Source organism: Amycolatopsis sp. NPDC049688 (genome assembly GCF_040674975.1).
Lineage (GTDB): Bacteria > Actinomycetota > Actinomycetes > Mycobacteriales > Pseudonocardiaceae > Amycolatopsis.
This window is the reverse complement of the sequence record NZ_JBFANY010000025.1, coordinates 1-21946: the sequence shown is the minus strand read 5'-3', so window position 1 is coordinate 21946 and position 21946 is coordinate 1. Positions and strand designations below refer to the sequence as shown.

Below are 21946 nucleotides of genomic sequence, written 5' to 3'. Positions count from 1 at the left end.
GCTGGCGGCAACGTCCCCCCGAGTCTCCGGGCGGGCGCCACGCCAGGCCATCGGCAACGTGTACGGACTCGCTGTCCCGGCCGTACAGTCTGTCCCTGCCGAACACTCGAGGAGCCATGTACCCGACCGTCGCCGAGGTCCTCGCGCTGCCGGCGCTGCGCCACGGCCGCCCGCACGTCGTGGCCGGTGCGGCCGGCCTGGACGCGCCGGTGCGCTGGGCGCACGTCGCCGAGGTCGCCGACATCGCGCACCTGCTGCGCGGCGGCGAGCTGGTGCTGACCACCGGCGTCGCCCTGCCCGACGACGGCCCGGCGCTGGCCCGGTACGTCGCCGACCTGGCCGGGGTGGGCGTGGCCGGGGTCGTCGTCGAGCTGGTCCGGCACTGGAGCGACCGGCTGCCCGCCGCGCTGGTCGAAGCGGCCGAAGAGCACGGCCTGCCGCTGGTCACGCTCTCGCGCGAGACGCGGTTCGTGAGCGTCACCGAAGCGGTCAACGGCCAGATCGTCGACGCCCAGGTCGCCGAGCTGCGCGCCGCCGAGCGCGTGCACGAGACGTTCACCGCCCTGACGGTCGCGGGCGCCGAACCGGGTGTCGTCCTGGGCGAGGTCGCCCGGCTGACCGAACAGCCCGTGGTGCTGGAGACGCTGTCGCACGAGGTCCTCGCCTACGACGCGGCCGGCACCGACCCCGCCGAGCTGCTCACCGGCTGGCCGTCCCGGTCGCGGGTGGTGCAGGTCGGCGAGCGGACCGGCTACCACCCGGGTTCGGGCTGGCTGGTGACCGTGGTCGGCGCGCGCGGGCACGACTGGGGCCGGCTGATCGTCGTCTGCGCCGACCAGCCGCCGCACCGCCACCGGGTGGTCGCCGAGCGGGCCGCATCCGCGCTGGCCGTGCACCGGCTGGTCGCCAAGGACACCGACGGTCTCGAACGCCAGGCCCACCGCGCCCTCCTCTCCGAGCTGCTCGCGTCGCCGGCGCCGACGGCGGAGCTGCTGGCCCGGGCGTCCGCCCTGGCCGTGCCGCTGACCGGACGGCAGCTGGTCGGGCTGGCGGTCCGGCCGCGGCTGACCGGCACGTCCCGGCCCGCGCTGTCGACCCCGCCGGTGCTGCGCGAACTGGCCGAGGCGACGGTGCTGGCGGCGCGCCGCGCGAAGGTGTCGGCGCTGGTCGGGACGGACGACCTGGGCGTGCGGGCGCTGATCGCGCTGTCGCCGGAGGCGAACGCCGACGCGGTGCTGCACCGCCTCGCCACCGACGTCCACGAGGCCCGCGGCAGCGCACCGGGCGTACTGGCGGTCGGCACGACGGTGACGTCCCCGGCCGAAGCGCGCCGGACGTTGCTGGAGGCCAGCCAGGTCGCGGCCGCGGCGCTGGGGACGGGTGTGGAGCAGGTGGTGCACCGGCTGTCGGACGTCCGCCTGCGCGGGCTGCTGCACCTGCTGTCCGGCGACGAGCGCGTGACGGCGTTCGCTTTCCGTGAGCTGGGCCCGTTGCTGCAGCGCGACGCGGCGTCGGGCAGCCGCCTGGTGCAGGCGCTGCGGCACTACTGCGAGCAGGGCGGCAACAAGTCGGCGGCGGCCGCGGCGGCCCACACGTCGAGGACGGCGTACTACCAGCAGCTCGCCCGGATCGAGCAGGTCCTCGGCGTCCGGCTGGAGGAACCCGAGACGATGCTCTCGCTGTACGTGGCCCTCCTGGCGTGGGACCTCACCCGGACGAGCGAAGAAGACTCACCCGGACGTGCAGCACAGTGATCGGCTTCGGCGTGCCGATGGAACCGATATGGCCATAATCCCCCTCGCAGCATGCTTGATGAGCCTCGGTTGTCTCGCGCCGGCGCAACCCCCGGCGTCGACGCTGCAGCTGACCACCCACGACACCGCCAACCGCATCGGATCGGTGCTGCTGACGTGCGAGCCCACCGGCGGCACGCACCCGCAGCGCGACAAGGCGTGCGCGGTCCTTTCCGGTGTGGATGGCGACTTTTCGCGGATCAACGCGCGCCACCAGGCGTGCACGCTGATCTACGCCCCGGTGGACGTGACGGCGATCGGCACCTGGCACGGCAAACCGGTGTCGTACAAGACGACGTACGCGAACCGGTGCGAAGCGGATCGCGATTCGGACGGCGTGTTCGCGTTCTGACGCCGTTCTGCGACAAGGGAACGGCATCACCTGAAAGGGCACGGCCTGCTTCCGGGCAGGCTGTGCCCCATGCCACCACCGATTGCCACGCCCCGGGCCCGGGCTTTGGGGTTCGGGATGAGAAGGGCCCGGCAGGCCCGGAACCTGAAGGTCCGGGAGCTCGGGCGGATGATCGACGTGCCGCCGCAGAACATTTCCAATTGGGAGAGCGGCAAGCGGATCCCGAAGATCGACGAGCTCGCCACGATTCTGGGGGCGCTGCGGGTGGGCCCGGCGGAACGCGCGCGGCTGGTGAACCTGGCCCGCACTGCCACCGAGCCCAATTGGCTCGACCATGCGGTGGACGCATCCGAGCGGCTCGCGACCTACCTCGAATACGAGCGGGCCGCGACCAGCATGGCTTGCTGGGCGCCCGCTTTGGTGCCCGGCCTCCTCCAGACTCCCGCCTACATCAGGGCCATCTTCGCCGCCACGGGCCACCCGGCGGCGCACATCGAGAAGCAGGTCATGGCCAGGCTCGCCCGCCGGGAACTGCTGACCGGCCGCCACCGCCTGCCGTGCGGGATCCTGCTCGGCGAGGCGGTGCTGCACCAGAACATCGGCGGCCCGGCGGTCATGGCCGAGCAGCTCACCTACCTGCGCTCGCGGGTTCGGCTGCCGAACGTGTCGGTGCGCATCGTGCCGAATGGCATCGGCTACCACCCCGGGCTGTACGGGCCGTTCATCGTCTTCGATTACGCGGACCTGCCCGCCATCGTCTACCTGGAGCACCACCGGGGCAGCGGGTATGTTTACGACGAGCACGATGTGGCTGGTTACCGTGCGGCCAACAAGAACCTGTCCTCCCTGGCGCTGAGCGAGCACGACTCCGATCAGCTCATCCAGGGGGTGATCACCGAGCTGGAGGCCTGAAATGTCAGATGCCACCTGGCGGAAATCCTCCTACAGCGGCACCGAGGAATGTGTCGAAGTTCGGCTGTCCCAGATCCGCGACACGAAAGACCGCGCCGGCGGCACACTCTCCGTCACCACCCGATCGTGGGAAGCCCTCCTGAACTCTTTGCGCGCGCGGAAGCCGCCGGGTCGCCCCCACGACGGCCCGGTGGCTTCCGCGTAACTCTTAACCACGCGCGACCCGCCGGTCCGGTTCAGCCGCAGGCGGCCGGTGGGCCGAGCGTCACGTCCCGGGCCGTCGAGCGGCTCAGGTTCCAGGCGGGCCAGCCGTCCGGCGGGTCGTCCGCCAGGACCTGGCGGAGCACGCACGTGCGCAACGGTTCCGGCAACCGCGCCGAGACGACCGGGACCACGTCGGCGGAGAAGCCGGCCAGGTAGCGGTGGTCGAGGGGCTTGCCGGCCGCCGCGCGGTCGAGGTTGGCGTCGGCGATGAGGCGTTCCGGGTCGAGCACCGCGAGCACCAGCAGCGCCCCCGCGGCCGTGGCGACCGCCGCGCGGGGCAGCCACGCCGAGCGCAACCGGACCAGCGCCGCCAGGACCAGGACGAACAGCCCGCCGAACCACAGTTCGCAGACCTCGACCAGCAGGCGCAGGACCGTGAAGCCGTACGCTTCCTGGTAGGTCCACATGCGACTCAACGCGGACCCGACCAGCACCAGGCTCAAGGCGCTGAGCGTGCCGAGCAGGACGCGCTGCCGGAGCCGGTCGGCTTTCGTCGCGTCCGGCGCCCACCGCAGCGCCGCGGCGACGATGGCGAGCGTCAGCACGGTGACCGCGCACAGCTGCCAGAAGCCGCCGCGGGCGTACTCGGCCGACGTCAGGTTGCTGGTGCGCAGGACGTACTCGGTCCCGCCGAACAGCACGACCAGCCGCACCCCGACGAAGACCCCGAACACCAGGATCAGCACCACGAGCGGGACCGTCCATTCCAGACCGTATCCCGTCCGGTGTGGACGGTCACCCGACGCCCTTCGCGGTGGCGCGGCGAGGAAGTAGCACGCCCCGGCGACCACGGACGTGACGACGGCGAAGACGGCGCACCACCGCACGAGCGTCGCGACGCTGAGATCGGGAACCATGGCGTTGACGACGGCGGCGAAGGCGGCATCGGCGCTGGCGAGCAGCGGCACGAAGACGCCGACGAGCGCGGCGGCGGCGAGCACGGCGAGCGCGATCCGCCGGGCGACACCGTCGCGGCGGCCGGTGAAGCGCCCGACGCCGCGGCCGACCCACGGAAGGGCGAGGAACGCCTCGACTGGCAGGGCGAGCATGTCGTAGAGCACGGAGTTGACGGTCCGTTCCCCGACCACGGCCAGCGACCCGGCCACGACGGCGGCGAGCACGCAGAGTACGAACAGCCACCCGGACGCCCGCACGGCCCCCATGCCGAGCAGCGCGAGGGCAAGCCCGGCCCAGGCGGCATTTCGCCAGGTGAAGCTGCTCCCGGCCCGCGAACGCCGATCGGCGACGACCACCCCGGCGGCGACGGCCAGCCCGCTGAGCACCCACCCGATCCCGGGCCGGTCGACGGGCAGCACCAGCGCGCCGGCAACACCGGCGAGCCCGGCAGCGGGCAGAACGGCGGGCGGCAGGGGAACAACGGCGGACTTGGGTGGCGGCAGCGGCCGCATGAGAACGGGCGGAGCAGCTACGGCCACCCCACCGCCCGGCACGCCGACGGCGGGTCCTCCACCCGCAGTCGGCGCACCGGAAGGCCCCCATCGATCCCCACCCCGATCGGCGACCGCCGGCCGTTTCCCCCGCGGCACTCCCTTCCCCGCACCCGACTCCCCGACCACCGAAGCGGCAACCCCCGGCCCATCCCCGCCCCCATCAGCCACCACCGGCCCATCCCCCCGCGGCACTCCCTTCCCCGCCCCGCCGACGGCAGGTCCTCCACCAGCCGCCGGACCACCGGAAACCCCACCGGCCCCCGACCCATCCCCGCCCGAAAGCCCTCCGACCCCGGCCCCGCCGACGGCAGACCCCCCACCCGCCACCGCACCGCCCGGAACCCCTCCGACCCCCGGCCCGTCCCCGCCCCCATCAGCCACCACCGGCCGTTTCCCCCGCGGCACCGGCTTCCCATCCCCCGGTTGCCCGGGCACACCCATCCTGTTCTTCGGCATCTCGCCTGCTTCCATGTTCGCGTTTGCGAATACCCGGCCCGCAACCCCGCGGACCACCGAAAAGAGCAAAGATCAAGCCGGCAGCGTCACCCGGATCCGGCTCCCCACCCCCGCCGAGGGATCCACCACCCCGATCGTCCCCCCGTGCAGTTCCACCGCCCACCGCGCGATCGCCAGCCCCAGCCCCGTCCCCCCGCCGGACGGCCGCTCCCCCCGCGTGAACCGCTCGAACACCCGCTCCCGGTCCGCCGGTGCGATCCCCGGGCCCTCGTCGCACACGTCGATGCGCACCTCGCCCGGCCGCACCTCGGCCAGCACGCGCACCGAACCGCCCGCCGGGCCGTGGCGGGCCGCGTTCTCCAGCAGGTTGGCCACCACCTGGAACAGCCGGCCGCGGTCGGCCACCACCACGGCGTCGGCGGGTGTCACCGCGACCGAGAAACTGACCCCGCGCACCAATGCCGCCTCCGAGACCGCCTCGGACAGCAACGACGACAACGAAAACGACGTCTTGTGGAGCGGGATCGCGCCCGCGTCCAGCCGGGACAGGTCGAGCAGCTCGTCCACCAGCTTCGCCAGCCGCTCGGTCTGCTGCAGCGCCGTCTTCAACGTCGCCGGGTCGGGATCCTCGACCCCGTCGACCAGGTTCTCCAGCACGCCGTTCAACGCCGTGATCGGCGTCCGCAGCTCGTGGGACACGTTCGCGATGAGTTCGCGGCGCCGGCGGTCCGCGTCGCCGAGGTCGCCCGCCATCTGGTTGAACGCCAGGGCGAGCACCCCCACCTCGTCCCGTGTGGTCGCGCGGATCCGGCGCGTGTAGTCGCCCTTCGCCATCGCCCGCGCCGCGGCCGTCATCTCGCGCAGCGGCCGCGTCATGCCGTGGGCCAGCACCTGCGACAGCACCAGCGCCAGGACCATCGCGGTGATCGTCGTCCTGGGCGGCAGCCAGCCGATCTGCCAGTTGAAGAAGGCGAACGCCACCCCGCCGGACGCCACCATCAGGATCGCCAGCTTCAGCTTGATCGACCGGATCCGGTCGAGCGGCCGCGGCACGAAGTTCACGATCCCGCCTCCAGCGCGTAGCCGACGCCGTGCACCGTCCGGATGAGGTCCGCGCCGAGCTTCCGCCGCAGCGCCTTGATGTGGCTGTCCACCGCCCGGGTGCCCGCGGACGTGCTGTGGACGTCCCAGTCCCACACCTCCGACAGCAGCCGTTCCCGCGGCTGCACCACCCGCGGCCGCCGCGCGAAGTGCACCAGCAGGTCGAACTCGATCGGCGTCAGCTGCGCCGCGACGCCGGCCCGGGCGACGCGCCGCTGGTCGACGTCGATCTCCAGGTCGCCGAGCACGATCCGCGCGCCCGGAGCACCGGCGGACGAGCGCTCGACGCGCCGCAGCAGCGCGTGCACCCGGGCGGTCAGCACCCGCATCGAGAACGGCTTCGTGAGGTAGTCGTCGGCACCCACGCCGAGCCCGACCAGCAGGTCCGTCTCGTCGGCCCGCGCGGTCAGCATCAGCACCGGCACCGGCCGCCGCCCCTGGATCCGGCGGCAGACCTCGAGGCCGTCGAACCCCGGCAGCATCACGTCCAGCACCACCAGGTCCGGCTCCCCGGACGCCTCGGCCGAGACGGCGGCCGGCCCGTCGTGGGCGATGTCCACGGTGAACCCTTCGGCCCGCAGCCGGGCCGCGATCGACGCGGCGATCGTGACGTCGTCCTCGACGACGAGCACCCGCCGCCCACCCAGTTCCATGGCCACGACCCTAAGCACCTCCGGTGGAGACGGTCCGCGTGAAGTGTGAAGATCCTGTGGAGACGTTTCACCCGCTTTGCCGGTTCGTGACGGCCGGATGTGTGACGCAGGTCATGCACTCCGGGGCCGGTTCGCGCAATCGACAGACTGCACTCCTGAACAGCGAAGAGTGAACAGTCTGCCGTTGCCCCGGCGCTGACCAGGCGCGCAGGATTCCGCAATGGCGCCGACACCCGCAGACCAGCGCGTGCACGACGACGGCCGGGTCGAGCTCGACCCCGCCGACGTCGGGTCTCTCGAAGGCAGCCGGTTCTTCAACGAAGAGCTGGCCCCCGTCCCCGTCGAAAAACGGACCTGGACCACCTACAACTACTTCGCGCTCTGGATGGGGATGGCGCACAACATCCCCAGCTACGCCCTGGCCGCGTCGCTGATCGCGCTCGGCATGAACTGGGTGCAGGCGCTGCTCACCATCACCATCGGCAACCTGATCGTGCTGGCCCCGATGTTGCTCAACAGCCACGCCGGCACCAAGTACGGCATCCCGTTCCCGGTGTTCGCCCGCGCGTTCTACGGCCTGCGCGGCGCCAACCTGGCCGCGCTGCTGCGCGCGTTCATCGCGTGCGGCTGGTTCGGCATCCAGACGTGGGTCGGCGGCGAGGCCATCTACGTCATCCTCGGCCGGCTGCTCGGCTCCTGGTGGCGCGACTCCGCCGTCGTCGCCGGGCAGCACTGGACGCTCTGGCTGTCCTTCGTGGTCTTCTGGATCGGCCAGATGCTGATCATCTGGCGCGGCATGGAGGCGGTCCGCCGGTTCGAGAACTGGACGGCGCCGCTGGTGTCCGTCGGCTTCCTGATCATGCTCGGGTACGTGCTGGTCAAGGCGGGCGGCCTCGGCCCGATCCTGTCCGACGGCGGCAAGCTCGGCTGGGGCCCGGACTTCTGGAAGGTGTTCGCGCCGGCCCTGATGGCGATGATCGCGTTCTGGTCGACGCTGTCGCTGAACATGCCCGACTTCACCCGCTTCGGCGGCAGCCAGCGCAAGCAGGTCCGCGGCCAGATCCTCGGCCTGCCGACGACGATGACGTTCATCGCGATCGTGGCCATCCTGACCACCTCGGGCGGCCACGTGCTCTACGGCCAGGACATCTGGGACCCGGCGCAGCTGGCCGACAAGTTCACCAGCCCGGTCGTGGTCGTCGTCGCCCTGGTCGCGCTGGTGCTGGCGACGATCTCGGCGAACCTCGCGGCCAACGTCGTCAGCCCGTCCTACGACTTCTCCAACGCGTTCCCGAAGCGGATCACCTTCGCGATCGGCGGCGGGATCACCGGCGTCGTCGGCATCCTCATCCAGCCGTGGCGGCTGTACTCCGACCCGAACATCTACATCTTCGCCTGGCTCGGCTTCTACGGCGGCCTGCTCGGCGCGGTCGCCGGCGTGCTCGTCGCCGGGTACTGGGTCATCAACCGCACGAAGCTGCGGCTGAAGGACCTGTACACACCCGATGGGGTGTATTGGTTCAGCGGGGGCTGGAACTGGCGCGCGCTGGTCGCGACGCTGGTGGGAGCCGTCCTGGCGGTAGGAGGCGCGTACGGCGGGCCGTTCCCCGCCGACGGGCTCATCCCGTTCCTCAAGCCGCTTTACGACTACAACTGGGTGGTCGGCCTGGTCGGCGCGTTCGTCGTCTTCGCCGCCTTCTCCATGCCCTTGTCCACAACGAAGGAGGAAATCAGTGAGCGTGGTTCGAGCCGGCCTGATCCAGCAGCGGTGGACGGGTGACAAGGAGTCCATGATCAAGGCGGCGGTCGACCACATCGGCACCGCCGCTTCCCAGGGCGCCCAGGTCGTCTGCCTGCAGGAGCTGTTCTACGGGCCGTACTTCTGCCAGGTGCAGGACGCCGACTACTACTCCTACACCGAGGCCATCCCGGACGGGCCCACCACGAAGCTCATGCAGGAGGTGGCCGAGCGCCACGGCGTCGTGCTGATCGTGCCGATGTACGAGGTCGAGCAGCCCGGCGTCTACTACAACACCGCCGCGGTGATCGACGCCGACGGCACCTACCTCGGCAAGTACCGCAAGAACCACATCCCCCAGGTGAAGGGGTTCTGGGAGAAGTTCTACTTCCGCCCCGGCAACCTCGGCTACCCGGTGTTCGACACGGCCGTGGGCCGCATCGGCGTCTACATCTGCTACGAGCGGCACTTCCCGGAGGGCTGGCGCGCGCTCGGCCTGGCCGGGGCGAAGATCGTGTTCAACCCGTCGGCGACCAGCCGCAGCCTGTCGCAGTACCTGTGGAAGCTGGAGCAGCCGGCGGCCGCGGTGGCGAACGAGTACTTCGTCGGCGCGATCAACCGGGTCGGCGTGGAACCGCTGGGCGACAACGACTTCTACGGCCAGACGTACTTCGTCGACCCGCGCGGCCAGCTGATCGACGAGGCCGCCTCCGACACCGAAGACGAGGTCGTGGTGCGCGACCTCGACATGTCCCTGCTGGAGGAAGTCCGGAACACGTGGGCGTTCTACCGCGACCGCCGCCCGGACACCTACGGCCCGCTCGCGGAGGCCTGATGACCACGCTCATCCAGGGCGGTCAGGTCGTTTCACCGTCGGGCGCGCTGCTCGCGGACGTCCTCGTCGACGGCGAGACCATCGCCGCCGTCGGGGTGCCCGGGACGCTGTCCGGCGACGAGACGATCGACGCCACCGGGAAGTACGTGCTGCCCGGCGGGATCGACGCCCACACCCACATGGAGATGCCGTTCGGCGGGACGCACTCGGTCGACAGTTTTTCGACCGGGACCACGGCGGCCGCGTGGGGTGGCACGACCACGATCATCGACTTCGCCGTGCAGGCCAAGGGCACGTCCCTGTTGTCCACTTTGGACAAGTGGCACGCGAAAGCGGACGGCAACTGCGCGATCGACTACGGCTTCCACATGATCGTCTCCGACGTCAACGACCAGTCGTTGAAGGAGATGGAAGCCTGCATCGACGGCGGTGTCGGCAGCTTCAAGATGTTCATGGCGTACCCGGGGGTGTTCTACTCCACGGACGGGGAAATCCTGCTCGCGATGCAGAAAGCGCGCGAGATCGGCGCTACGATCATGATGCACGCGGAAAACGGCATCGCGATCGACCAGCTGGCGGCGCAGGCGTTCGCCGCGGGCAACATCGATCCCGTGCAGCACGGCCTCACCCGGCCGCCGGAACTGGAAGGAGAAGCCACCTCACGAGCGATTCAGCTGGCGAAGGTCACCGGCTCGCCGTTGTACATCGTGCACCTGTCGGCGTCGCAAGCGCTTGCGGCGGTGGCGGAAGCGCGCAACGACGGTCAGAACGTGTTCGCGGAGACGTGCCCGCAGTACCTGTACCTGTCCATCGAGGACCTGGCGAAGCCGGACTTCGAGGGTGCGAAGTACGTCGCTTCACCACCCCTGCGGGAGAAGTCGCACCAGGCCGACCTGTGGCGCGGGCTGCGGACGAACGACCTGTCCGTGGTGTCCACCGACCACTGCCCCTTCTGCTTCAAGGACCAGAAAGAACTGGGGCGTGGCGACTTCCGGGCCATCCCGAACGGGATCCCCGGTGTCGAACACCGGATGGACCTGCTGCACCAGGGCGTCGTCGCCGGTGAGCTGACGCTCGGCCGGTGGGTGGAGACGTGCTCGGCGACGCCGGCCCGGATGTTCGGGCTGTACCCCCGCAAGGGCGTGATCGCGGCGGGCTCGGACGCGGACATCGTGATCTACGACCCCTCGGCTGCGCAGACGTTGTCCGCTGAGACGCACCACATGAACGTGGACTACTCGGCGTACGAAGGGTTCGAGATCACCGGCCGGGTGCACACGGTGCTTTCGCGCGGCCGCGTGATCGTGTCGCCCGACGGGTTCACGGGGTCGACGTCGCACGGCAAGTTCCTGTCCCGCTCGCTGAACCAGTACTTGAACTGAGGTAGTGATGGACTTCGGGATCGTGCTGCAAACGGACCCGCCGGCGCGGGACGTCGTGCGTCTGATGAAGGACGCCGAGGACTGCGGGTTCCGCTACGGCTGGACGTTCGACTCGTGCGTCCTGTGGCAGGAACCGTTCGTCATCTACTCGGCCGTGTTGGCCGCGACTTCGTCGCTCGTCGTGGGACCGATGGTGACCAGCCCGGGGACGCGGGACTGGTCGGTGATGGCGTCGACGTTCGCCACGCTGAACGACATGTACGGCAACCGGACGGTCTGCGGCATCGGCCGCGGCGACTCGGCCCACCGCGTGGTCGGGAAGCCACCGTCCACTTTGGCCACCGTGCGCGACTGCATGCGTGTGGTCAAGGACCTGGCCGAAGGCCGCCCGGCGACGCTGAACGACAAGACCGTGCAGATCCCGTGGATCCGCAACGGTCACCTCGAAATGTGGATGGCCGGCTACGGGCCGAAAGCGCTGCAGACGGTCGGCGAGCACGCCGACGGCTTCATCCTGCAGTGCGCGGACCCGGCGATCGCCCGCTGGACGATCGGCGCGGTCCGCGACGCGGCCCGGGCGGCCGGCCGCGACCCGGGCGGCATCACGATCTGCGTCGCGGCCCCGGCGTACGTCGGCGAAGACCTGCCGCACCAGCGGGAACAGCTGCGCTGGTTCGGCGGGATGGTCGGCAACCACGTCGCCGACCTGGTGGCGCGGTACGGATCTTCCGGCGCGGTGCCGCGCGAGCTGACGGACTACATCCGCGAACGGGAGGGCTACGACTACAGCCACCACGGCAAGGCGGGCAACCCGTCGACCGAGTTCGTCCCGGACGAGATCGTGGACCGGTTCTGCCTGCTGGGCCCGCCTTCGTCCCACGTCGAGCGGCTGCAGGAGCTGGCGGAACTGGGCGTCGACCAGTTCTCGCTGTACCTGATGCACGACGACCGCGAAGCGACCTTGGCGTCCTACGGGTCGCAGATCATCCCGAAACTCACCGCGTAGGGCCCGCCCTACCCCGGTTCCGGGGGTGCGCACCAGCGCGCCCCCGGTCCCGGTGCCGAGACGATCGGGGCATGAACCTTCGTGTTGCGCTGGCCCTGGGGACGGCCACTCTCACGGTGGGTGCCGTCGCGCCCGCGGCCGCGGCGAGTCCCCCCGGCGTCGTCTGGGAAGACTCCTGCACCGCCGGGTACGAATGCGGTCACCTCGACGTCCCCCTGTCCTATCAGGACTCGTCCCCGGAGACCGTGCGGCTGGCGATCGCCCGGCTGCCCGCCACCGACCAGGCCCGCAAGCTGGGCACGATCTTCTCCAACCCCGGCGGACCGGGCTCGCCCGGCCGGTTCGCACCGGCGTTGACACCTGCACTGCACGCCCGGTTCGACATCGTCGGCTTCGACCCGCGCGGGGTCGGGGCGAGTTCGAAGATCCACTGCTTCACCGACCCGGCGCAGCTGGCGGTCCTGCAGCGAGCACTCGGCACGTTCCCGCTGAGCCGCGAGGCCGAGCAGCAGCAGATCGGGGACACGAAGACGGTCACCGACCTGTGCGAACAGAACGCGGGCCCGCTGGCGAACCACCTGTCGACCGGCACGATCGCCCGCGACCTGGACCGCCTGCGCGCCGCGTTCGGTGAGCCGAAACTGCGGTACTACGGGAAGTCGTACGGAACGTACCTCGGCGAGACGTACGCGAACCTGTTCCCGGACCGCGTCGGCAGGCTGGCTCTCGACGCGGTCGACGACCCGGCCCGCTGGGCCACCGGCCCCGGCCCGATGAGCTACCGCCTGCAGGGCTTCTCCGACGCCCCACGGGCACTCCAATCCTTTTTGGACGCCTGCGCGGCACGCTGCACGTTCGACTACCACGAGATCCTGGACCGGCTCGAACGCGGCCCGATCACGGTGACCGATCCGGCCGGCCACCAGGTGGCCGTCACCTACCAGAGCGCGATCGCCCGCATCCACACCTACCTGACCGACGCCGGGGCCGCGCCGACCCTCATGGCCTTCCTCCAGGCCCTGGCGGACCCGGCATCCCCTGCCCCGCCTTCCCCGGGCGGCCCTCCGGACGCCGACTCCCTGCTGGGCGGCGGCGCAACCCTGTGCTCCGACGCGGCGAACCCGCGCGATCCCGCGGTTTGGTGGGACTACGCCCGCCGAGCCGACCGGGTAGGCCGCGGTTTCGGCCCGTACGACGTCTACAAGACGCTGCCGTGCGCCACGTGGAACGTCACGGACACCGGCCGCTACGCGGGACCGTGGAACCGCCCGACGGCACCGATCCTCCTGCTCGCCAACCGCCAAGGCGACCTGGAGACGCCGTACGCGGGCGCGCAACGGACAGAGCGCCTGCTGGGCAACGCCCGGCTGCTGAGCCTGGACACGTACGGCCACGGTTCCCGCGGCAAGAGCGCCTGCATCGATGCGTGGCTGGACCGCTACTTCGTCACCGGCGCGGTGCCCCCAGCGGGCACGCTTTGCGTTCCGGACCACCGGCCCTTCGGCTGACGGCGGCTGCGGTGGCCGGGGCCGTCCCCGGCCACCGTCCGGTCAGTCGTCGATCCCCCGTTCCGGCTTCTTCTCCCCCGGCGCCGGCTCGGGGGCCGCCGAGTGGTCGACCTCGATGGTCCATTCCTTGGCCAGCGCGGCGATCGCGCCGATGGCGGTGACCACCGGCGCGGCGATCGCGGCCACGACCCCGGCCGTGACCGGGATCTCCAGCACCGTGTGGCCTTCGTCGTTCTTGACCCGGATCCGCCGCACGTTGCCCTGGTGGATGAGCTCCTTGACCCGCGCGACCAGCTCCTGGCCGCGGAACTGCTCGGCCCGCTTCGTCGTCGCGTTGTCGACCGTCATGTTCGTTCCTCCTCGGATGAGCTTCGGCCTCGAGTCTGCCGAGGCCGAGGGCAGCGGCTCGAGAGCTGAATGTCCCCGTCCGAAGGGCGAAAGTCACCGGAAGGCGTCGGCACCGGCTTCCTGCCGGACGGCTTCGAGGGCGCCGCGCAGCTCGGCGAGCCCGACGGAGCCGAGCGCCAGCCGCAGCGCGTGGGGCACGGCGGGTGTGGTCGCGAACGGCTCGGCGGTGGCGACCGCGACCCGCCGCCGGGCCAGCGCCGCCGCGATCCGGTCCGGGCGCGCGTCCGGGGCCAGCGGCAACCACAGGAAGTACGACGAGGGGTGCGCGACCACCGGCAGCCCGGCAAGCACCTCGCCGGCGACGGCCTGCCGCCGCCGGGCGTCCTCGCGTTTCCGGGTTTCGAGGCGGTCGACCGTGCCGTCGTCGAGCCAGCGGCGGGCGATCTCGGCGATGAGCGCGGGCGTGTTCCACGTGGTGGCCCGGATGGCGCGTTCGAGCGACGGCACGAGCGCGTCCGGCGCAACGACGAACCCGAACCGCAGCCCGGTGGCGACGTTCTTCGACAACCCCGACACGTAAACGGTGGCCTCGGGCGCGAGCACGGCCAGCGGCGCCGGCGCGTCTTCGGCGAGGTAGGCGTAGGAGGCGTCCTCGATGAGGGTGAGCCCGTGCCGGCGGGCGATTTCGACGAGCCTGGTTCGATGGCCGTCGTCGAGCACCCAGCCCAGGGGGTTGTGCAGCGTCGGCATGGCGTACACGGCACGGACGTTCCGACGCCGGCACAGCCGGTCGAGCGCGTCGAGATCAGGCCCGGCCGCAGTCACCGGCAGCGGCGCGAGCTCCAGCCCGACGGTGCGGGCGAGGGCCCGGAAGCCGGGATAGGTGAGGGCATCGACGGCGACGACGTCCCCGGGCGAGAACAGGGTCATGGCGGTGACGGCGAGCCCGTGCTGGGCACCATCGACGATCAGCACGCGCTCCCGGCCGGCATCGAGACCGCGTCGCGTCAGGTGGCGCGCGACGGCGGCGCGGTCGTGGGCGCGCCCGCGGTGGGGTTGGTAGCGCAGGAGGGCATCGAGGTCACCGGCGGTGGCGAGGTCCCGCAGGGCTTGGCGCAGCAGCCCGGTCTGCCCGGGCAACGCGGGGCGGTTGAAGCTGAGGTCGAGCGCGTCGGCGGCGACCGACCGTTCATCGGCCGGCTCGGTCACCCGGGTGGGATCGCACACGAAGGTGCCCCGGCCCTGCTCACAGCTGACGAGCCCCATGGCTTCGAGCTCGGCGTAGACGCGCGAAGCGGTGACGACGGCAATGCCGTGCTCGGCGGCGAGGCGCCGGTGCGTGGGCAGCTTGGTCCCGGCGGCCCACCGCCCCTCGCGGATCTGCTCCGCGAAGACGTCGACGATTCCCTTGTACTTCGGTATCCGCACTCGGCGGATTGTAGGCAGGACAATTCTTGGACTGTCCTGGATGAGCGGCCGTACGGTGCCCGCATGCGCATCGCCATCCTGACTTTCGACGGCTACAACGAACTCGACTCCCTCATCGCGCTGGGGATCCTCAACCGCACAGGCCTGCAGGTATCGATCGCCGCCCCGACCGCGCGGGTGACGTCGATGAACGGCGTCACGATCGACGCAACGACCGGCTTGGCCGAGGCCTGCACGGCGGACGCGGTGATCATCGGCAGCGGAGTCCGAACCCGCGAGGTGGTGGAGGACGCGGAGATCATGACGGTCTTGCGCGGTCTGGACCCAGAGCGCCAGCTGCTGGGGGCGCAGTGTTCGGGGACGCTGGTGCTGGCGAAGCTGGGGCTGCTGAGCGAGGTCCCGGCCTGCACGGATCTGACCACCAAACCTTGGGTGATCGCGGCGGGAGTGGAGGTGCTGAACCAGCCATTCTTCGCCCGCGGCAACGTGGCGACCGCGGGCGGCTGCCTGGCATCGACGTATCTGGCGACTTGGCTGATCAGCCGGTTGGCCGGAGTCGAGGCAGCCGAAAAGGCGATGCATTACGTGGCGCCGGTCGGCGAGAAGGAGGCGTACGTCGCGCGTGCACTGCGCAACGTGACGCCGTACCTGGAACCGGTGCGTGCCTGAGGACTTCCATGACGTCGGCCGAGATTTTCCGTCCCGCGACGGGCACCGTGGACCGGTCCCGAGATTTTCTTTCCCCGGCCGGTAACAGACGGAAGCAGGCAACCGATCCAGTCAGGGCATCCCCGTAACCGGACGGATTTCCCTCAGGGATCCGGACTGGTTCCCGCACAGAACGGCACTGGCATGGACATCGCGGAGCGCGCTCAGGCACTGGCATTGAAGATCCGCAAGCACAAGGAAGGCATCGAAACCGAAGAGGCGACCAAGAACGCCTTCGTGATGCCGTTCATCAGCACCGTTCTGGGTTACGACGTGTTCAACCCGGCTGAAGTCATCCCCGAGTTCACCGCCGACGTCGGTACCAAGCGAGGCGAGAAAATCGACTACGCGATCGTGCACAACGGTCAGGTGCAGGTTCTCGTCGAGGCCAAGAAGATCAACGACCCGCTCCGGATCGAGCACGCTTCCCAGCTGTTCCGCTACTTCGCCGTGACGAACGCCCGGATCGCCATCCTGACGAATGGGCAGGTGTACGAGTTCTACACCGACCTCGACGCCCCGAACCGGATGGACGCCAAGCCGTTCCTCGTGCTGGACTTCGCCGACATCGACGACACCCTGCTGCCCGAGCTGGCCAAGCTCACGAAGGAGTCCTTCGATCTCGACTCGGTCATCAGCGCCGCCGGCGAGCTGAAGTACATCGGCCAGTTGAAGCGCATCCTCGCGGCTCAGTTCAAGGAGCCGGAGGACGAGTGGATCAAGTTCCTGACTTCACGGGTTTACGAAGGCGCGATCACCCAGCGGGTCCGCGACCAGTTCGGACCGTTGGTGGCCAAGGCAGCCCACCAGTTCCTGAACGAGCAGGTCAACGACCGGTTGAAGAACGCGCTCGGCGGCCCGGACTCCTACGTGAGCGTCTCGAGCGGCAGCGTCGTTCAACCCGGGCAGCAGGAGCCGACGCAGGTCGTCGATGCCGGTGCGGCCGAGGAAGCCGAGCGAGTCGTCACGACCGAAGAGGAACTCGAGGGCTTCCGGATCGTCCGCGCCATCGTTTGCGCCGAGGTGCCCGCCGCAAGGATCGCCGCCCGCGACACCCAGACCTACTTCGGGGTCCTCCTGGACGACAACAACCGGAAGCCGATCGCCCGGCTGTGGTTCAACCGGTCGAAGAAGTACCTCGGCGTGTTCGACGAGAACAAGGTCGAGACCCGCCTGCCGATCACCACGGTGGAGGACATCTACCAGCACGCAGACCACCTGAGGAACACGGTGGCGAGGTACCTCACCGCAGGGCGCCCGCAAGCCTCGACTCCCGAACCGGTTCCCCCGGCTCGCTCCGCCGGCGCCTGGTAGTCCCAGGCTGCCACGCCGCCGAACGACCGTTGCGACGAACGGAGCTGGATGAAACGCAGCCGGGCGACCGCCCTCGTCGAAGACTTGCTGGGCAACCTGACTTCATCCGAGTGGCCGATACCCCTCGTCGAGTCCGTCTCCGTGTTCGGTTCTTACGCCCGCGGAGCTCTGGAACCCGCGGATGTGGACATCGCCGTGGATTTCCACCGTGACGAACGCTGGACCAGGCATTTCGTACACTGCATGTCCTACAGCAAGAACCCCTTCACCGTGTTCACCAGAGCGCTGCGCGGGAACACCCGGAGCGTGTCGATCATCTTCGAGCCGCAGAACTATCCGGACATCCCCATGACCCTGCTGTGGCAAAAAGGAGAAGCCGTCGAAACCGCGCTGGAGCGCCTCCGAGCGATACCCGCCGATCCCGATGCCGGCCGGGCCCCTCGGGATGGAATGCTTCCGTGCTTTGCCGGGATCGACAAATGGGTTCCCCGCCCGGTACGGGAAGAGATCGCCTGCCTCGTCGAGGACGGGGTCATCACCGTCGAACAGCTGACCCTGGCCGACAACGTGGTAACCGATCTGTCGGTCAAACGCATCATCGATTCCCTTGGGTCGAGACGAGTCCGTTGCGCCGCGCCGCACTGGCGGCAGTAGCGCACCTTGAAGGACGCGGCGTCGACCTCAACGCGATTTTCCTGCACGGCGAAGACACCGCAGCCGAGCGCACCCCGCATTCGATTGGCTTCCAGCTGACACATCTCCCTCTGCTGCTCCGCACCTTCGCCGAGTACGGCGGGGAAGAGTGGATCGAGGTCGTCCACCCGACCCGCCGCGGTCCCATGCACGCACTACGCATATGTCTGAAGGACCGGAGGAAGCTGGAGTCGAAGGGGACAAATCCCTGGTCGTACTTCAGCCCGTGGTGACCGCAGATCCGGTTCAGTCCACCAGAGCTTGGTAGACCAGCTGCCGCAACTGCGGTCGAAGGCGGTAGGTGCTCGACGGAAGCAGCTGGGTGTAGAAGCCCACCGTCAGGTTCTCGGCCGGGTCCACCCAGAAGGCCGTTGAGGCCGCTCCTCCCCAGGCGAACTCGCCTGCCGAAGACAGGGTGCGGGCCTTTACCGGGTCCTCCAGCACCGAGAAGCCCAAGCCGAAGCCGTGGCCGTCGAAGGGCATCTCGGCGAACAGGGGGCGGCCGAACTGTTCCAGGTCCACGTGGCCCGGGAGGTGGTTGCCGGCCATCAGGGACACCGTTCGCGGGGACAGCAGCCGGGCGTCATCCAGGGCTCCGCCGCGGAGGAGCATCTCGGTGAACCGCCAGTAGTCGTGGGCCGAGGACACCAGGCCTCCGCCTCCGGACAGGCAGTCCGGGGGCACCGTTCCCCAGCGGCCGAAAGCGTCGTTTCGGACCGCTCGGCCTGAGGCCGGGTCCCGGACGTACATGGCCGCCAAGCGGGTGGGGGTCGATGCCACGAAACCCGTGTCCTTCATGCCCAACGGCGCGAAGATGCGTGACGCGAAGAACTCGTCCAGGGGCATGCCCGAGACCACCTCGACGAGCCGGCCGAGGACGTCCGTCGCCACCGAGTAGTTCCACTCCGTGCCCGGCTGGAACAGCAGCGGCAGGGAGGCCCACTTCTCGGAACACGCGGCCAGGTCGAGGCCCGGCGGGGTGCCCCACTCGAAACCCGCCGCCCGGTAGATCGCGTCCACCGGGTGGCCGTGGTGGAAGCCGTACGTCAGGCCTGCCGTGTGCGTCAGCAGGTGCCAGACGCGGATCGGGGAGGTGGCCGGCTCGGTTGCGGGGGCCAGGGCCGATCCCTTGACGTACACTCGCGGGGACGCGAACTCCGGGAGCCAGCGGGAGATCGGGTCGTCCAGCTCCAGCAGGCCCTCTTCCGCCAGCATCATCGCCGCGACCGAGGTGACCGGTTTCGTCATCGAGAAGATCCGCCACAGCGTGTCCGGCTCCACCGGCAGCGATCCCTCGACGTCACGGTGGCCGCCGCGGCCCAGGTGGACGATCCGGCCGTGCCTGCTCACCACCGCGAGCCAGCCCGGCAACCGTCCATCTTCGACATACCGGTCGAAATGCGCGTCGATCCGGGACAGCCGCGCCGCGTCGAAGCCGGCTTCGGCCGGGTCGACGTCCACCTCGAAATCCGCCATGCGGCGAGGTTACTGTGCCGATGAGCACCAAGCCGGCTTGTTACTTCTCCCGCGCCCGCTCGGCCGCCTTCTCCTCGCGCCAGGCTTCGTCGTTCTTGCCGTAGCGCCAGTAGCCCGAGATCGACAGCAGCTCGCGCCGGACGCCGCGCTCGTCGAGCAGGTAGCGGCGCAGGTCCCGGACGAAGCCGGCCTCGCCGTGCACGAATGCCTGGACGAGACCCTCCCGCCACGGCAGCTCGCGCACCGCCGCCGCGACATCGCCGCCGGAAGCGCGGTGCAGCCAGGTGATCTGCGCGTCCGCCTTCGTGACCAGCGGCTGCTCCTCGTCCGCGTTCTCGACCAGGATCACCGCGTGCGCCGGGACGCCGGCCGGGAGCGCTTCGAGCGACGCCGCGATGGCCGGCAACGCGCTTTCGTCCCCCGCCAGCAGGTGCCAGTCCGCCTCGGCGCTCGGCGCGTAGGCGCCGCCCGGCCCCAGCAGCAGCAGTTCGTCGCCGGCCTGGGCCGTGGCCGCCCACGGACCCGCGATGCCCTCGTCTCCGTGGTGGACGAAGTCGAGGACCAGTTCGCCGGCCTGCGGGTCGAACGCCCGGACCGTGTAGGAGCGCTGCCGCGGCCAGTGTTCCCGCGGCATCGTGCTCCGGCACTCCTGGACGTCGAACGGCTCCGGGTACTCGACGCCCGGCACCTTGAACAGCACCTTCACGTAGGCGTCGGTGAAGGCGTTCGGCTCGAACGCGGCGATGCCGTCGCCGCCCGCGACGATCCGGATCATGTGCGGGGTCAGGCGTTCGGTGCGCAGCACCCGCAGCCGCACCGCGGGACGCCCGGACCGCCGGGGTGCTTCAGCCATCGGCCACTCCAACCATCGCTAAGGCTTACCTAAGTCAGCCTACGCGCCGAAAACCGCGCGCGGCTACTCAGGTGTGCCCAGTTCCTCGATCAACCTCCCGAATCCAGCCGCTACCTTCCCCCGGAACCCGATGAAGAACCGGTTGGCCAGGGGCACGCCCCATCGCCCCCGCGAAGCCACGTTGACGACCCGGTGCTCGACCAGGGACCCACCGGAGTCCGCCGTGACGCGGTATTCGCCGCGGTACCACCAGCCGCCCTGCACCGCCACGAACCCTCGCGAGCGGTCGACGTCCATCCGCATCGGATGGCCGCCGCCCAGCTTCGACCGCAACCGTTCGAACACCTCCCCCGGCGGCCGCGCGACCACTCCCGACGCCTCCGCAAGCGTTTTCACCCGCGCGGATCCGAAACCCGCGTGTTCTGGAACGCGGTGATCAGCCATTCGCCTCCCTCCCGGACGAGCACGAAGGAAACGGTCGACTCACGCCCTTCGTCGGCCACCTCCGCACCCGTCAGCGACGAACCACCGCCGACGACGACCACCGCGACGTCCGGCCGGACGAATCGCACCTTCGCTTCCTCACCCAGCGACCCGGTGAGCTTCGACCCCTTCAACGGCCCCTCGAACAGAGCCCGGTGCGAGCTTTCGATCGCCTCCCGGCCGGGGAAGTTCACCCCGAAGAACGTGACGTAGTCCGCATCCTCGGTGAAGAGCCGCCCGTACGCGGCGGCATCACCGCAGTTCCACGCGTCGGTGAGCCGGTCGAGCACCCCACGGACTTCGGCTTCCGCAGCAGACATCGCATCCCCCTTCGAACATCGTTCGTCCTACGAACACCGTTCTACTCTCGAACACTGTTCGCGTCAAGTACAGTGTTCGGGTGACCGTGCCCCCGCCGCCGTGGCGCAGCGCTCCCCGCCGCCGCGCCGCGAAACCCGTCCTCTCCCAGGCCTCGATCGTGCGAGCGGCCCTGATCGTCCTGGACGACGAGGGCTTCGACGCGGTCACCATGCGGCGGATCGCCCAGGAACTGGAGACCGGGCCGGCGTCGCTCTACGCGCACGTCTCGAACAAGGACGAACTGGCCGAGCTGATGCTCGACGCCGTGCTCGCCGACATCCAGACCCCGGAACCGGACCCGGCGCGCTGGGACGAGCAGGTCAAAGAGCTGGTCCGCGACCAGATCCAGGTGATGGCCGCGCACCGCGGCATCGCCCGCATCGCGTGGGACATCCCGGTGCCGGTCACGCCCCACTCGCTGAGGCTGGGCGAGGCGACGCTCGCCCTGCTCCGCGCGGGCGGGCTGACGCTCAAGCAGGCCACCTTCGCGGGCGACGCCCTAGCCCTCTACGCCAAGGCGTACGCCTACGAAGCGAGCGGCTGGACCTGGGGCGAGTTCGACCAGGCCGAAGCCGGCGAACGCGGCGAGCAGATGGTGGCGTACATGCGGTCCCTGCCTCCCGAGGCGTTCCCGAACCTGCTGCACGTCGGCGAGTTCTTCTCCGCGGAAACGGCGAAGGAACGCCTCGAGTTCGCGCTCGAGGCGTTCCTTGCCGGGTTGAAGGTGCTCGCGAAGAACTAGGGCGTGTCTGACAATGCTTTGGTCCAGGTGATCACCGCGTGCAGGACGACCGCTGACCTGTAGACGATGGCGAGCTTGTCGTAACGAGTA

Annotated in this window: 23 protein-coding genes; 14 read left to right on the top strand and 9 right to left on the bottom strand. The window is 70.1% G+C overall.

The genetic code is table 11. The features are described 5' to 3' along the window. Positions 1-116 precede the first annotated feature (116 nt). From AB0J55_RS43135 to AB0J55_RS43120, 4 genes are all read left to right on the top strand, one after another. On the top strand, positions 117-1754 hold the full coding sequence (locus AB0J55_RS43135) for a PucR family transcriptional regulator ligand-binding domain-containing protein (RefSeq protein WP_364263056.1): 1638 nt from the start codon (positions 117-119) through the stop codon (positions 1752-1754). A 58-nt stretch (positions 1755-1812) separates the two neighbouring features. Next, complete coding sequence (locus tag AB0J55_RS43130; protein WP_364263053.1) at positions 1813-2145, top strand: SSI family serine proteinase inhibitor; 333 nt, start codon at positions 1813-1815, stop codon at positions 2143-2145. 69 nt (positions 2146-2214) lie between these two features. After that, positions 2215-3057, top strand: a complete 843-nt coding sequence (locus AB0J55_RS43125) for a helix-turn-helix transcriptional regulator (protein ID WP_364263050.1) — start codon at positions 2215-2217, stop codon at positions 3055-3057. A 1-nt stretch (position 3058) separates the two neighbouring features. Continuing rightward, entirely contained in the window at positions 3059-3262 is a 204-nt protein-coding gene (locus tag AB0J55_RS43120; RefSeq protein WP_364263048.1) for a DUF397 domain-containing protein, read from the top strand. A gap of 31 nt (positions 3263-3293) precedes the next feature. Here AB0J55_RS43120 and AB0J55_RS43115 read toward each other — a convergent pair whose 3' ends face one another. From AB0J55_RS43115 to AB0J55_RS43105, 3 genes are all read right to left on the bottom strand, one after another. After that, complete coding sequence (locus AB0J55_RS43115; RefSeq protein ID WP_364263045.1) at positions 3294-4730, bottom strand: DUF4173 domain-containing protein; 1437 nt, start codon at positions 4728-4730, stop codon at positions 3294-3296. 570 nt (positions 4731-5300) lie between these two features. Next, complete coding sequence (locus tag AB0J55_RS43110; RefSeq protein WP_364263042.1) at positions 5301-6290, bottom strand: ATP-binding protein; 990 nt, start codon at positions 6288-6290, stop codon at positions 5301-5303. Further along, a complete protein-coding gene (locus AB0J55_RS43105) occupies positions 6287-6982 on the bottom strand; it encodes a response regulator transcription factor (protein ID WP_364263039.1) in 696 nt (231 codons plus the stop codon). Before AB0J55_RS43105 ends, AB0J55_RS43110 begins: the two co-directional genes overlap by 4 nt. 220 nt (positions 6983-7202) lie before the next feature. On the opposite strand from AB0J55_RS43105, the gene AB0J55_RS43100 reads away from it, so the two are divergent. The 5 genes from AB0J55_RS43100 to AB0J55_RS43080 all read left to right on the top strand — a co-directional run bounded on the left by AB0J55_RS43100 (position 7203) and on the right by AB0J55_RS43080 (position 13451). Beyond that, on the top strand, positions 7203-8762 hold the full coding sequence (locus AB0J55_RS43100) for an NCS1 family nucleobase:cation symporter-1 (RefSeq protein ID WP_364263036.1): 1560 nt from the start codon (positions 7203-7205) through the stop codon (positions 8760-8762). Between the two features lie 10 nt (positions 8763-8772). Continuing rightward, on the top strand, positions 8773-9555 hold the full coding sequence (locus AB0J55_RS43095; RefSeq protein ID WP_364263293.1) for a nitrilase-related carbon-nitrogen hydrolase: 783 nt from the start codon (positions 8773-8775) through the stop codon (positions 9553-9555). Next, the gene (gene hydA, locus AB0J55_RS43090) at positions 9555-10937 is read left to right on the top strand and encodes a dihydropyrimidinase (RefSeq protein ID WP_364263033.1); all 1383 of its coding nucleotides are present in this window, start codon (positions 9555-9557) and stop codon (positions 10935-10937) included. The genes AB0J55_RS43095 and hydA overlap by 1 nt, the downstream gene beginning before the upstream one ends. Positions 10938-10944: 7 nt before the next feature. Then, entirely contained in the window at positions 10945-11943 is a 999-nt protein-coding gene (locus tag AB0J55_RS43085) for a TIGR03842 family LLM class F420-dependent oxidoreductase (RefSeq protein ID WP_364263030.1), read from the top strand. Positions 11944-12014: 71 nt separating this feature from the next. Further along, positions 12015-13451, top strand: a complete 1437-nt coding sequence (locus AB0J55_RS43080; RefSeq protein ID WP_364263027.1) for an alpha/beta hydrolase — start codon at positions 12015-12017, stop codon at positions 13449-13451. 42 nt (positions 13452-13493) lie between these two features. On the opposite strand, the gene AB0J55_RS43075 is transcribed toward AB0J55_RS43080, so the two are convergent. Further along, entirely contained in the window at positions 13494-13799 is a 306-nt protein-coding gene (locus AB0J55_RS43075) for a DUF4342 domain-containing protein (RefSeq protein WP_364263024.1), read from the bottom strand. Positions 13800-13892: 93 nt separating this feature from the next. Beyond that, on the bottom strand, positions 13893-15227 hold the full coding sequence (locus AB0J55_RS43070; RefSeq protein ID WP_364263021.1) for a PLP-dependent aminotransferase family protein: 1335 nt from the start codon (positions 15225-15227) through the stop codon (positions 13893-13895). A 63-nt stretch (positions 15228-15290) separates the two neighbouring features. Between AB0J55_RS43070 and AB0J55_RS43065 the strand changes: the two genes are divergently transcribed. The 4 genes from AB0J55_RS43065 (at position 15291) to AB0J55_RS43050 (ending at position 18175) form a co-directional block, all read left to right on the top strand. After that, positions 15291-15896, top strand: coding sequence for a DJ-1/PfpI family protein (locus AB0J55_RS43065; protein WP_364263018.1), 606 nt, complete (start codon positions 15291-15293; stop codon positions 15894-15896). A 183-nt stretch (positions 15897-16079) separates the two neighbouring features. Continuing rightward, positions 16080-17249, top strand: coding sequence for a type I restriction endonuclease (locus AB0J55_RS43060; protein ID WP_364263015.1), 1170 nt, complete (start codon positions 16080-16082; stop codon positions 17247-17249). A 48-nt stretch (positions 17250-17297) separates the two neighbouring features. After that, positions 17298-17903, top strand: coding sequence for a nucleotidyltransferase domain-containing protein (locus AB0J55_RS43055; RefSeq protein WP_364263012.1), 606 nt, complete (start codon positions 17298-17300; stop codon positions 17901-17903). Further along, positions 17876-18175 carry a hypothetical protein gene (locus AB0J55_RS43050; protein WP_364263010.1) on the top strand — a complete coding sequence of 100 codons (300 nt, stop codon included), beginning with the start codon at positions 17876-17878 and terminating at the stop codon, positions 18173-18175. The genes AB0J55_RS43055 and AB0J55_RS43050 overlap by 28 nt, the downstream gene beginning before the upstream one ends. A 13-nt stretch (positions 18176-18188) precedes the next feature. On the opposite strand, the gene AB0J55_RS43045 is transcribed toward AB0J55_RS43050, so the two are convergent. The 4 genes from AB0J55_RS43045 to AB0J55_RS43030 form a co-directional block, all read right to left on the bottom strand. Beyond that, positions 18189-19418 carry a serine hydrolase domain-containing protein gene (locus AB0J55_RS43045; RefSeq protein WP_364263007.1) on the bottom strand — a complete coding sequence of 410 codons (1230 nt, stop codon included), beginning with the start codon at positions 19416-19418 and terminating at the stop codon, positions 18189-18191. 40 nt (positions 19419-19458) lie between these two features. Then, positions 19459-20271, bottom strand: a complete 813-nt coding sequence (locus AB0J55_RS43040; RefSeq protein ID WP_364263004.1) for a siderophore-interacting protein — start codon at positions 20269-20271, stop codon at positions 19459-19461. 63 nt (positions 20272-20334) lie between these two features. After that, complete coding sequence (locus AB0J55_RS43035; RefSeq protein ID WP_364263001.1) at positions 20335-20667, bottom strand: hypothetical protein; 333 nt, start codon at positions 20665-20667, stop codon at positions 20335-20337. Next, positions 20664-21074, bottom strand: a complete 411-nt coding sequence (locus tag AB0J55_RS43030; RefSeq protein ID WP_364262998.1) for an SgcJ/EcaC family oxidoreductase — start codon at positions 21072-21074, stop codon at positions 20664-20666. The genes AB0J55_RS43035 and AB0J55_RS43030 overlap by 4 nt, the downstream gene beginning before the upstream one ends. Positions 21075-21154: 80 nt before the next feature. On the opposite strand from AB0J55_RS43030, the gene AB0J55_RS43025 reads away from it, so the two are divergent. Beyond that, positions 21155-21856, top strand: a complete 702-nt coding sequence (locus AB0J55_RS43025; protein ID WP_364262995.1) for a TetR/AcrR family transcriptional regulator — start codon at positions 21155-21157, stop codon at positions 21854-21856. Positions 21857-21946 lie beyond the last annotated feature (90 nt).